The sequence below is a fragment of the Micrococcales bacterium genome (assembly GCA_009784895.1).
Taxonomy (GTDB): Bacteria; Actinomycetota; Actinomycetes; order Actinomycetales; family WQXJ01; genus WQXJ01.
The window spans coordinates 41,054-50,352 of sequence record WQXJ01000012.1 but is presented as its reverse complement, the minus strand read 5'-3'; the positions used below and the strand labels follow the sequence as shown (position 1 = coordinate 50,352).

General features: G+C 62.1%; 20 protein-coding genes. All 20 read right to left on the bottom strand.

Going from position 1 to position 9,299, the window contains the following annotated elements:
* Nucleotides 1-498, bottom strand: a 498-nt coding sequence (locus FWD29_03640) for an uL15 family ribosomal protein (GenBank protein ID MCL2803035.1), incomplete at its 3' end; no start/stop codon positions are given.
* Nucleotides 498-680, bottom strand: coding sequence for a 50S ribosomal protein L30 (gene rpmD, locus FWD29_03635; protein ID MCL2803034.1), 183 nt, complete (start codon nt 678-680; stop codon nt 498-500). The genes rpmD and FWD29_03640, both read right to left, overlap by 1 nt.
* Nucleotides 677-1,381 carry a 30S ribosomal protein S5 gene (gene rpsE, locus FWD29_03630; protein MCL2803033.1) on the bottom strand — a complete coding sequence of 235 codons (705 nt, stop codon included), beginning with the start codon at nt 1,379-1,381 and terminating at the stop codon, nt 677-679. Before rpsE ends, rpmD begins: the two co-directional genes overlap by 4 nt.
* 19 nt (nt 1,382-1,400) lie before the next feature.
* Nucleotides 1,401-1,760, bottom strand: coding sequence for a 50S ribosomal protein L18 (rplR, locus tag FWD29_03625; GenBank protein ID MCL2803032.1), 360 nt, complete (start codon nt 1,758-1,760; stop codon nt 1,401-1,403).
* 2 nt (nt 1,761-1,762) lie between these two features.
* Nucleotides 1,763-2,305 carry a 50S ribosomal protein L6 gene (rplF, locus tag FWD29_03620; GenBank protein MCL2803031.1) on the bottom strand — a complete coding sequence of 181 codons (543 nt, stop codon included), beginning with the start codon at nt 2,303-2,305 and terminating at the stop codon, nt 1,763-1,765.
* A gap of 18 nt (nt 2,306-2,323) precedes the next feature.
* Complete coding sequence (rpsH, locus tag FWD29_03615; GenBank protein ID MCL2803030.1) at nt 2,324-2,722, bottom strand: 30S ribosomal protein S8; 399 nt, start codon at nt 2,720-2,722, stop codon at nt 2,324-2,326.
* Between the two features lie 64 nt (nt 2,723-2,786).
* On the bottom strand, nt 2,787-2,972 hold the full coding sequence (locus tag FWD29_03610) for a type Z 30S ribosomal protein S14 (GenBank protein ID MCL2803029.1): 186 nt from the start codon (nt 2,970-2,972) through the stop codon (nt 2,787-2,789).
* A gap of 1 nt (nt 2,973) precedes the next feature.
* Entirely contained in the window at nt 2,974-3,567 is a 594-nt protein-coding gene (rplE, locus tag FWD29_03605; GenBank protein ID MCL2803028.1) for a 50S ribosomal protein L5, read from the bottom strand.
* Entirely contained in the window at nt 3,567-3,908 is a 342-nt protein-coding gene (gene rplX / locus FWD29_03600; protein ID MCL2803027.1) for a 50S ribosomal protein L24, read from the bottom strand. The genes rplE and rplX overlap by 1 nt, the downstream gene beginning before the upstream one ends.
* Entirely contained in the window at nt 3,909-4,277 is a 369-nt protein-coding gene (gene rplN, locus FWD29_03595) for a 50S ribosomal protein L14 (GenBank protein ID MCL2803026.1), read from the bottom strand.
* A gap of 14 nt (nt 4,278-4,291) precedes the next feature.
* The gene (gene rpsQ, locus FWD29_03590) at nt 4,292-4,495 is read right to left on the bottom strand and encodes a 30S ribosomal protein S17 (GenBank protein ID MCL2803025.1); all 204 of its coding nucleotides are present in this window, start codon (nt 4,493-4,495) and stop codon (nt 4,292-4,294) included.
* 68 nt (nt 4,496-4,563) lie between these two features.
* Entirely contained in the window at nt 4,564-4,815 is a 252-nt protein-coding gene (gene rpmC / locus FWD29_03585; GenBank protein MCL2803024.1) for a 50S ribosomal protein L29, read from the bottom strand.
* A gap of 1 nt (nt 4,816) precedes the next feature.
* On the bottom strand, nt 4,817-5,233 hold the full coding sequence (gene rplP, locus FWD29_03580; protein MCL2803023.1) for a 50S ribosomal protein L16: 417 nt from the start codon (nt 5,231-5,233) through the stop codon (nt 4,817-4,819).
* A 2-nt stretch (nt 5,234-5,235) separates the two neighbouring features.
* Nucleotides 5,236-6,078 (bottom strand): 30S ribosomal protein S3, encoded by an 843-nt coding sequence (rpsC, locus tag FWD29_03575; GenBank protein ID MCL2803022.1) that lies wholly within the window; start codon nt 6,076-6,078, stop codon nt 5,236-5,238.
* A complete protein-coding gene (gene rplV, locus FWD29_03570) occupies nt 6,078-6,476 on the bottom strand; it encodes a 50S ribosomal protein L22 (GenBank protein ID MCL2803021.1) in 399 nt (132 codons plus the stop codon). Before rplV ends, rpsC begins: the two co-directional genes overlap by 1 nt.
* 19 nt (nt 6,477-6,495) lie before the next feature.
* Nucleotides 6,496-6,777 carry a 30S ribosomal protein S19 gene (gene rpsS / locus FWD29_03565; GenBank protein ID MCL2803020.1) on the bottom strand — a complete coding sequence of 94 codons (282 nt, stop codon included), beginning with the start codon at nt 6,775-6,777 and terminating at the stop codon, nt 6,496-6,498.
* Nucleotides 6,778-6,796: 19 nt separating this feature from the next.
* Nucleotides 6,797-7,633 (bottom strand): 50S ribosomal protein L2, encoded by an 837-nt coding sequence (rplB, locus tag FWD29_03560; GenBank protein ID MCL2803019.1) that lies wholly within the window; start codon nt 7,631-7,633, stop codon nt 6,797-6,799.
* A gap of 23 nt (nt 7,634-7,656) precedes the next feature.
* Entirely contained in the window at nt 7,657-7,968 is a 312-nt protein-coding gene (rplW, locus tag FWD29_03555) for a 50S ribosomal protein L23 (protein MCL2803018.1), read from the bottom strand.
* Nucleotides 7,965-8,630, bottom strand: a complete 666-nt coding sequence (rplD, locus tag FWD29_03550; GenBank protein ID MCL2803017.1) for a 50S ribosomal protein L4 — start codon at nt 8,628-8,630, stop codon at nt 7,965-7,967. Before rplD ends, rplW begins: the two co-directional genes overlap by 4 nt.
* Complete coding sequence (gene rplC, locus FWD29_03545; protein ID MCL2803016.1) at nt 8,630-9,298, bottom strand: 50S ribosomal protein L3; 669 nt, start codon at nt 9,296-9,298, stop codon at nt 8,630-8,632. Before rplC ends, rplD begins: the two co-directional genes overlap by 1 nt.
* Between the last annotated feature and the right edge of the window lies 1 nt (nt 9,299).

Here is a 9,299-nt window from a genome sequence, read left to right as displayed (position 1 = left end):
TTTGAAGCCGCGCAGCTTGGGCAGGCGCATATGCAGTGGCATCTGGCCGCCCTCTAGGCGGGCCGGCACCCGGCCGCGAGCCTTGGTGCCCTTGGTGCCGCGACCGGCGGTTTTGCCTCTGGTGCCGCCCTCGCCGCGACCGACCCGTATCTTGGCCTTTTTGGCGCCTGGGGCCGGCCTGAGGTGGTGCAGTTTGAGTACCTGTACCTTGTCCGATGTCGTGTCTTCCGTGACGTCCTCGCCCTCAGCCTCGCTGACGGTCGCCTTGGGTTCAGGCTTGTCTGCCTGGTCGGCTTTGGGTTCGGCTGGCTCAGCCTTGTCAGCCTTGGGCTTGTCGGCCTTTGGCTTTTCCGCCTTGGGTTCAGGCTTATCGGCCTTGTCAGCCTTCGGCTCAGGCTTTTCTGCCTGGTCGGCTTTGGGTTCGGCTGACTTGGCCTGGTCGGCCTTGGGCTCGGCCGGAGCGCCGGCAGCCGGATCGAAATCCTTGTCCGTTGCCATCAGTCAATCTCCTCCACACTCACTAGGTGAGCCACCGTGCGGACCATGCCCCTGATTTCCGGGCGGTCCGGCTTTTCGACGCTTTGACCAATCTTGCGCAGGCCCAGCGTACGCAGCGTCTCGCGCTGGTTCCGCTTGCCGCCAATAGCCGATCTGATCTGCTTGATTACCAGAGTGGTCATGGCTGCTCCTCGTTAGCCTTGGCACCGGCTGCAATCGCCCGCAGCAGTGGCGCTGGCGCCACATCTTCGACCGGCAGGCCGCGGCGAGCGGCCACGGTTTGCGGTTCCTCCAAGGCTTTGAGCGCCGCCACCGTGGCATGGGCAATGTTGATGGCGTTGGCGCTGCCCAGTGACTTAGACAAAACATCGTGGATACCGGCACATTCGAGCACTGCGCGCACCGGTCCACCGGCGATAACACCGGTCCCAGGCGCGGCTGGGCGCATGAAAACAACACCAGCTGCGGACTCGCCCTGGATGGGATGAGGGATGGTCTTCTGGATCCGCGGCACCTTGAAAAAGGCCTTCTTGGCCTCCTCGACGCCTTTGGCGATAGCCGCAGGCACTTCTTTGGCCTTACCGTAGCCAACGCCAACCATGCCGTCGCCGTTACCGACCACCACCAGGGCGGTGAAGGAGAACCGCCGGCCGCCTTTGACCACTTTGGCCACGCGGTTGATCGAAACCACCCGCTCCATGAACTGATTGCGATCATCGCCATCACGTCCACCGCGGCGCGACTGGTCGCGCCGGCCACCGTCGCGGCCACCATTGCGGCCACCGTCACGACCGCCTTCGCGGCGGTCATCGCGGCGGTCATCACGCTTGTCGCCGTCGCGGCGCTGGGAATCGCCAGCCCCGGTCTGCTGCAGCTCTGCCATCAGTTGGTCTGCCTTCCCATTAGAGCGCCAACCCGCCCTCACGGGCGCCATCGGCCACGGCGGCAACCCGGCCGTGGTACTTGTTACCGGCCCGGTCAAACACAACCGCGCCAATGCCTTGGGCCTTGGCCCGCTCGGCGATCAATTCGCCGACTCGCTTGGCCTTGGCCGTCTTGTCAGCCTTTTCTTGTCTAAGACTGGCCTCCATTGTCGAAGCCGAGACCAGAGTCTGGCCCAGCGAATCGTCGACCACTTGAGCCAACATATGCCGGGCGGACCTGGTTACAACCAGGCGGGGACGGGCGGCAGTGCCGGCCAAATGCTTACGCACCCGATGGTGCCGCTTGGCCCGTCCAGCGCTACGAGAAACCGTTGCCATGACTACTTACCGGCCTTTCCAACTTTGCGCCTGACCTGTTCGCCTTGGTACCGCACGCCTTTACCTTTGTAGGGCTCTGGTTTGCGCAACTTGCGGATATTGGCCGCCACTTCGCCTACTTGCTGCTTGTCGATTCCGGAGATCGAAAAGCGGGTTGGCAATTCGACCGCAAAGGTGATGCCATCTGGCGCCTTGACCACCACAGGGTGGGAGAAACCGAGCGAGAATTCCAGATCGCTGCCCTTGGCCACAACGCGGTAACCGGTACCAACGATCTCGAGAACCTTTGAATAGCCTTCGGTCACGCCGGTGACCATATTGGCCACCAAAGTCCGTGACAGCCCGTGCATAGCCCGCGAGCGCCGCTCTTCATCTGGCACGGTCAGGACAATGGCGCCGTCCTGGCCCTGTTTGACGCTGACTGGCTCGGGTAGTTGGCGGCTGAGTGTGCCTTTGGGACCTTTGACCGTGACCTGGCGACCGTCGATCTTCACATCAACGCCACCGGGTACCGGCACCGGCATCTTGCCAATTCGTGAAGCCATCTGCTTTCGCCCCCGTTCCTACCAGACGTAGGCGAGGACTTCCCCACCCACGCCTTTCTTGGCCGCTTGCCTATCTGTCAGCAACCCCGACGAGGTCGACAAGATCGCAATGCCCAGACCGCCTAGAACCCTGGGCAGGCCGGTTGACTTGGCATAGACCCGCAAGCCCGGCTTGGAAATGCGCCGCAGCCCGGACAAAGCCCGCTCGCGGTCCTGTCCATACTTCAACTCCACGCGCAGCGTCGAACCGACGCGGGCCTCGGTCTGCTCCCAGCCCAAGATGTAGCCCTCTTTGCGCAGAATCTCAGCGATCGCGGCCTTCATCTTCGAGTACGGCATCTCCACCTCTTCGTGGTGAGCCGAATTGGCGTTGCGGATGCGGGTGAGCATATCCGCTATCGGATCTGTCATGGTCATATTGGTTGTGTTGCCCTTTCTCCCCACGGTTTGCCGGCCTGGCCAGCACCTGTGGCGTAGGTGGTTACCAGCTCGACTTGGTGATACCTGGTAGTTCGCCGCGGTGGGCCATCTCACGCAGGCACACCCGGCACAGGCCAAACTTGCGGTAGACGCTGCGCGGCCGGCCGCACCGGCTGCAGCGGCTATAGCCGCGCACTTTGAACTTAGGTTTGCGCGCGGCCTTGACGATCAGTGCGGTTTTTGCCACTTCAGTTCTCCTTGAACGGGAAGCCCAGCTGCCTTAGCAGCGCCCGGCCTGTCTCATCGTTGCTTGCGGTGGTCACTAGCGTGATGTCCATGCCGCGGACGCGGTCAATGTGATCTTGGTCGATCTCATGGAACATCGATTGTTCGGTCAAGCCAAAGGTGTAGTTGCCCTGACCGTCGAATTGGCGGTCTGACAGGCCACGGAAGTCGCGGATACGCGGCAAGGCGATGGTTAGCAGCCGGTCCAAGAACTCCCACATCCGGTCTCCGCGCAGCGTCACATGCGCTCCGATCGGCATGCCCTCGCGCAGCTTAAACTGAGCAATGGACTTCCGCGCCCTGGTCACGGTGGCTTTCTGGCCGGTGATCTTGGCCAGGTCAGCAGTCGCCCCGTCGATCAGCTTCGAATCCCTGGCCGCCTCGCCCACACCCATATTGACCACAATCTTGGTCAAAGATGGCACTTGGTGGACGTTGTCCAGGTCGAACTCTTGGCGCAAAGCCGGCCGGATCTCACTGCGGTAGCGTTCCTTCAGCCTGGGCTTTGGTGCTTCGACTGCCGGTGCCGGCGGTTTTTCTTTTGTCTTAGCTGCCATTAGACGTCCTTACCTGAGCGCTTGGCATACCGCACACGGATCTGCTTGGTTTGGCCTTGGCTGGTGATGGTTTCGATCCGGTGACCAACCCTGGTTGGCTCCTTCGAAGCCGGGTCGACCAGCATGACGTTCGAAACGTGGATTGGGGCGTCAACAGTCTCAATGCCGCCGGTACGTCCACCCCGAGCCGACTGGCCCACCTTGGTGTGCTTGGTCACCCGTTGGACGCCCTCAACAATCAGCTTGTCTTTGTCTTTGAGGACCTCAAGGACGCGACCGGTTTTGCCTTTGTCGCGGCCGGCAATGACCCTGACTTGGTCACCCTTCTTTATGTTGGCCATCTACAACACCTCCGGCGCCAGCGAAATGATCTTCATATACCGCTTGTCACGTAACTCCCGGCCAACTGGACCGAAAATGCGCGTGCCCCTTGGTTCGCCATCGGGCTTCAAAATGACCGCTGCGTTCTCATCAAAGCGGATATATGAGCCATCAGGGCGGCGGCGCTCCTTGTTGGTGCGCACCACCACGGCTTTCACAATCTCGCCCTTTTTGACGCCGCCACCTGGGATGGCATCCTTGACGGTGGCGACAATGACGTCGCCAATACCGGCGTAGCGCCGGCCGGAACCGCCCAGCACCCGGATGCACAAGATTTCCTTGGCCCCGGTGTTGTCGGCTACCTTGAGCCGCGATTCCTGCTGAATCATCTACTTGCCCCTGCCTACTTGGCCTTTTCCAGGATCTCCACCACGCGCCACCGCTTGGTTGCGCTAAGGGGACGGGTTTCCATAATCAAGACCAAGTCGCCAGTGCCAGCACTGTTGTCCTCGTTATGGGCCTTGACCTTGGAGTAGCGGGTTTGCACCTTGCCGTAGAGCGGGTGCTTGACTCGGTCTTCCACACGAACCACTACGGTCTTGGACATTTTGTCGCTCACCACCACGCCGCGGCGCGTTTTGCGGTGGGCTCTGGCGGTGGTCTCGGCTTCAGCGCTCACTTGTCTGCCTCCACAGTCGCAGTTGGTGCGGTGCGAATCCCAAGTTCGCGCTCACGCATGATGGTGTAAATGCGGGCAATGTCACGGCGCACCGCCTTGAGCCGGCCATGCGATTCAAGCTGGCTGGTGGCACTGGCGAAACGAAGGTTGAACAGCTCTTCCTTGGCCCGGTCGAGTTCAGCCCGCAGGCGTTCGTCGTCCAGCAGATCGAGCTTTTCTGGCATTAGGTCCTTTGAACCGATGGCCATTTCATTCACCGCCCTCGCGCCGCACAAACCGGCATTTCATTGGGAGCTTGTGCATGGCCCGGCTCATGGCCTCGCGAGCCAACGGCTCCGACACGCCCGAAAGCTCAAACAAAACCCGGCCGGGCTTGACGTTGGCCACCCACCATTCTGGTGAGCCTTTGCCTGAACCCATTCGGGTTTCGGCCGGCTTTTTGGTCAGTGGGCGGTCGGGGAAAACGTTGATCCAAACCTTGCCGCCACGCTTGACGTGACGGGTCATGGCGATACGTGCAGCCTCAATTTGCCGGTTGGTGACATAAGCCGGCTCCACAGCCTGGATGCCATAGTCGCCAAAGGCAATAGTGGTGCCGCCTTTGGCCATGCCGCTGCGCCCTGGTCTGTGCTGTTTGCGGTGTTTTAGTCGCCTGGGAATCAGCATGGCTAGCCCTCCGTCCCAGCTGTTGGGGCGCTGGCGGGGGCAGCCTGGTCGGGGCCAGCTCCGCTGCGCTCTGAACGTTCGCCGCGCTCTGGGCGATCGCCGCGGTCGCCACGGCCCCGCCTGGGACGGTCGCCCCGTTCGCCGCGTTCTCCGCGGCCGCCACGCGACGGCCTAGGCGCCGCCGCCTGGAGACGGGCGAATTCTCTTTCGGTCATATCGCCCTTGTAGATCCAAACTTTGACACCAATCCGGCCAAAGGTGGTGCGGGCATCAAAGAAGCCGTAGTCGATATTGGCCCGCAGCGTATGCAATGGCACCCGGCCTTCACGGTAGAACTCCGAGCGCGACATTTCTGCCCCGCCCAACCGGCCCGAACACTGCACCCGCACGCCTTTGGCGCCGGCCCGCTGGGCTGATTGCAGCCCCTTGCGCATGGCCCGGCGGAAAGAGACCCGGCTGGCTAATTGTTCGGCGATGCCCTGGGCCACCAGCTGGGCGCTGATCTCGGGGTTCTTAACTTCAAGAATGTTGAGCTGGACCTGCTTACCGGTTAGCTTTTCCAGCTCGCCGCGAATCCTGTCAGCCTCGGCGCCGCGCCGGCCAATCACAATGCCTGGGCGGGCGGTATGGATGTCGACCCTGACCCGGTCGCGGGTGCGCTCGATCTCGACCTTGGCAATACCGGCCCGCTCTAGGCCGGTGGCCATCAACCGTCTGATGGCGACGTCTTCTTTGACGTAGTCGCGGTAGCGCTGGCCCGGTTTGGTTGAATCGGCGAACCACCTTGAGCGGTGGTCTGTGGTTATGCCCAGGCGGAAGCCCAGCGGGCTGACCTTCTGTCCCACTACAGGCTCTCCTTTTCATCGGCTTGCCGGACCACCACGGTGATATGGCTGGTCCGCTTCAAAATGCGGCCGGCGCGGCCTTGAGCCCGCGGCCTGAAACGCTTCAAAGTGGGGCCTTCGTCAACGTAGGCCTCGGCGATATAGAGCTTGGTCCGGTCGACTTCAAGACCGTTTGACTCGCGTTTGGTGATAATCGAGTCGACAGCCGACTCGATTGTCTTGCGCACGGGCAGGCTGGCCGCCTGGGTAGCGAATTTCATGGTGGTGACAGCCTGGGCGGCGTCTTGGCCGCGCACCAGGTTTACCATGCGCCGGGCTTTCATGGGCGTGACCCGGACAAACCGGGCCTGTGCCTTACCCACCGACATGTCGGTGATTCTGCGTGATTCCTTGCTCATGATGCTTCCTGCCCAGGCTCTAGCGCCGGCGACCCTTCCTGTCATCCTTGTCGTGACCACGGAAGTTCCTTGTGGGGGCAAACTCCCCCAATTTGTGACCAACCATCGATTCAGTAATGAAAATCGGCACATGCTTGCGGCCGTCGTGAACGGCCACAGTGTGGCCGAGGAAGTCCGGCGTGATCATGGAACGGCGTGACCAGGTCTTGATGACAGTCTTCAGACCCTTTTCGTTGTGCTCGTCGACCTTCTTCTGCAAGTGGTCGTCGACAAACGGGCCCTTCTTTAAGCTTCGAGGCATCTGTCTGGCTCTCTCCTAATCAGCGCTTCTTGCCGGTGCGCCGGCGGCGCACAATCAGCTTGTCGGATGGCTTACCGGGCTTGCGGGTGCGGCCCTCCAGCTTGCCCCAGGGGCTAACCGGGTGGCGGCCACCGGAGGTCTTGCCTTCTCCACCACCGTGCGGATGATCGATCGGGTTCATGGCCACACCGCGGACTATGGGCCGCCGGCCCTTCCACCGCATCCGGCCAGCCTTGCCCCAGTTGATATTTGACTGCTCAGCGTTGCCAACCTCACCAATAGTGGCGCGGCAGCGCAGGTCGACATTACGGATCTCACCAGAGGGCAGGCGCAACTGGGCGAACTTGCCCTCTTTGGCCACCAATTGGACCGAAGCCCCGGCCGAGCGGGCTAGTTTGGCGCCGCCACCGGGCCTGAGCTCAACGGCGTGAATCACTGTGCCCAAGGGGATATGGCGCATTTGAAGGTTGTTGCCGGGTTTGATGTCTGCTGTTGGCCCAGCCTCGATGCGGTCACCCTGCTTGAGACGGCTAGGGGCCAGGATGTAACGCTTGGCGCCGTCAGCGTAATGCAGCAGGGCGATTCTCGAGGTCCTATTCGGGTCGTACTCTATGTGCGCCACTTTGGCCGGCACACCGTCTTTGTCGTGGCGACGGAAGTCGATCTCGCGGTAGGCCCGTTTGTGGCCGCCGCCCCGGTGCCGGGTGGTGATGTGACCAGCGTTGTTGCGCCCACCGGATTTGGTCAGCGGCTTGACCAGTGACTTTTCCGGCGTGGCGCGGGTCACCTCGGCAAAATCGGCCACCGACGAGCCGCGGCGGCCCGGTGTGGTCGGCTTGTATTTGCGGATTGCCATCTCTACGGTCCTAACTTCCTACCTCAGGCGAGGGCAGCGCCGTCAATGTCGATCGAGCCCTCGCGCAGCGTCACGATGGCTCGCTTGGTCGACTTACGGCGGCCGGTGCCATAGCGTGTGCGCAGGGTCTTGCCCGGGCGGTTGAGGGTGTTAACCGAGGCCACTTTGACGCCAAAGATCTTCTCCACGGCGATGCGGATCTCGGTTTTGTTGGCCCTGGGGTCAACCAAAAAGGTGTACTTGCCCTGGGTGTCGATCAGGGTGTAGCTCTTCTCCGAAACCACAGGCGCAAACACCACGTCGCGCGGATTCTTAGGGCCGGCTGGCTTGGTCACTTGGCCACCTCCTCGGCTGACTCGGTTTCGGCAGCGTCTTGTTCCCCGGCACCGACAAAGGCCGCCAGGGCGGCCTCGGTGAAGACCACGTCGTCACTGACCATGACGTCATGGGCGTTGAGTTGATCAGGGTGGAGCAGATGAACTGCCGGCACGTTTCGCAACGACAACCAGGCGTTTTCGGCGCCACGCTCCAAGACCACCAGCAGGCGGGCTCGGTCAGTGATGGCAGCCAAGGTGGCGACGGCCTGTTTGGTCGAGATCTTGTCTTCGGCTAGGGCCTTGACCACATGGATGCGTCCGGCTCTGGCCCTGTCGGAAAGCGCACCGCGCAGGGCGGCGGCCTTCATCTTCTTAGGCGTGCGCTGGGAGTAGTCCCTTGGGGAGGGTCCGTGGACAACGCCACCCCCGGCGAACTGGGGAGCTCTGATTGAGCCTTGCCGGGCCCGGCCGGTGCCTTTTTGGCGATAAGGCTTGCGGCCACCGCCACGCACCTGACCGCGGCTCTTAGTCGAATGGGTGCCCTGGCGGGCAGCCGCCATTTGGCCCACCACAACCTGGTGGATCAAGGGCACATTGGTTTGGACGTCAAACAGCTCGTCTGGCAAATCGACCTGACCGGCCTTCTTGCCCTTGGGGCCAATCACCGCTACCTGTGCCATCAGAGGGCACCTCCCTTCACGGCGCTGCGGACCAGCACAACGCCGCCGCGGGGACCCGGAATGGCGCCCTTAACCAAAAGAAGACCCTTTTCTCCATCAACGGCGAAAATGGTCAGGTTCTGGGTCGTCTGGCGTACCCGGCCCATGCGACCGGCCATACGCAGGCCTTTCATGACTCGGGCCGGCGTGGCACAGGCGCCGATGGCGCCGGCCTTACGGTGGTTGCGGTGAGCGCCGTGCGAAGCCCCAACGCCGGAGAAGCCATGCCGCTTCATCACACCAGCGGTGCCTTTGCCTTTGGTCGTGCCAGTCACGTCAACTTTGCTGCCGGCCTCGAAGGCCTCAACTGTCAGCTCCTGGCCCAAGGCGAAGTTACCGACATCGGCCATCTTCACCTCAACAAGGTGACGGCGCGGGGTAACCCCGGCCTTCTCGAAATGCCCGGCCATAGGCTGGGTCACACGTTTGGGTTTGATTTCGCCAAAAGCCAGTTGAACTGCGCTGTAGCCGTCGACCTCATCGGTGCGGACCTGCGTCACCACGTTGGTGCCGACCTTGACCACAGTCAGTGGCACCACCTTGCCTTCGGCGTCCCAAACCTGGGTCATACCCAGTTTGGCGCCCAGCAGGGCCGCGGCCGGCCTTACCTTCTGGGAAGTAGTTGTCATC

What these genes read in the sequence shown, in the direction of transcription:
- rpmD (MCL2803034.1), bottom strand. Translation starts at nt 680, where the DNA reads ATGACCACTCTGGTAATCAAGCAGATCAGATCGGCTATTGGCGGCAAG.
- rpsE (MCL2803033.1), bottom strand. Translation starts at nt 1,381, where the DNA reads ATGGCAGAGCTGCAGCAGACCGGGGCTGGCGATTCCCAGCGCCGCGAC.
- rplR (MCL2803032.1), bottom strand. Translation starts at nt 1,760, where the DNA reads ATGGCAACGGTTTCTCGTAGCGCTGGACGGGCCAAGCGGCACCATCGG.
- rplF (MCL2803031.1), bottom strand. Translation starts at nt 2,305, where the DNA reads ATGGCTTCACGAATTGGCAAGATGCCGGTGCCGGTACCCGGTGGCGTT.
- rpsH (MCL2803030.1), bottom strand. Translation starts at nt 2,722, where the DNA reads ATGACCATGACAGATCCGATAGCGGATATGCTCACCCGCATCCGCAAC.
- rplE (MCL2803028.1), bottom strand. Translation starts at nt 3,567, where the DNA reads ATGGCAGCTAAGACAAAAGAAAAACCGCCGGCACCGGCAGTCGAAGCA.
- rplX (MCL2803027.1), bottom strand. Translation starts at nt 3,908, where the DNA reads ATGGCCAACATAAAGAAGGGTGACCAAGTCAGGGTCATTGCCGGCCGC.
- rplN (MCL2803026.1), bottom strand. Translation starts at nt 4,277, where the DNA reads ATGATTCAGCAGGAATCGCGGCTCAAGGTAGCCGACAACACCGGGGCC.
- rpsQ (MCL2803025.1), bottom strand. Translation starts at nt 4,495, where the DNA reads ATGTCCAAGACCGTAGTGGTTCGTGTGGAAGACCGAGTCAAGCACCCG.
- rpmC (MCL2803024.1), bottom strand. Translation starts at nt 4,815, where the DNA reads ATGGCCATCGGTTCAAAGGACCTAATGCCAGAAAAGCTCGATCTGCTG.
- rplP (MCL2803023.1), bottom strand. Translation starts at nt 5,233, where the DNA reads ATGCTGATTCCCAGGCGACTAAAACACCGCAAACAGCACAGACCAGGG.
- rplV (MCL2803021.1), bottom strand. Translation starts at nt 6,476, where the DNA reads ATGAGCAAGGAATCACGCAGAATCACCGACATGTCGGTGGGTAAGGCA.
- rpsS (MCL2803020.1), bottom strand. Translation starts at nt 6,777, where the DNA reads ATGCCTCGAAGCTTAAAGAAGGGCCCGTTTGTCGACGACCACTTGCAG.
- rplB (MCL2803019.1), bottom strand. Translation starts at nt 7,633, where the DNA reads ATGGCAATCCGCAAATACAAGCCGACCACACCGGGCCGCCGCGGCTCG.
- rplD (MCL2803017.1), bottom strand. Translation starts at nt 8,630, where the DNA reads ATGGCACAGGTAGCGGTGATTGGCCCCAAGGGCAAGAAGGCCGGTCAG.
- rplC (MCL2803016.1), bottom strand. Translation starts at nt 9,298, where the DNA reads ATGACAACTACTTCCCAGAAGGTAAGGCCGGCCGCGGCCCTGCTGGGC.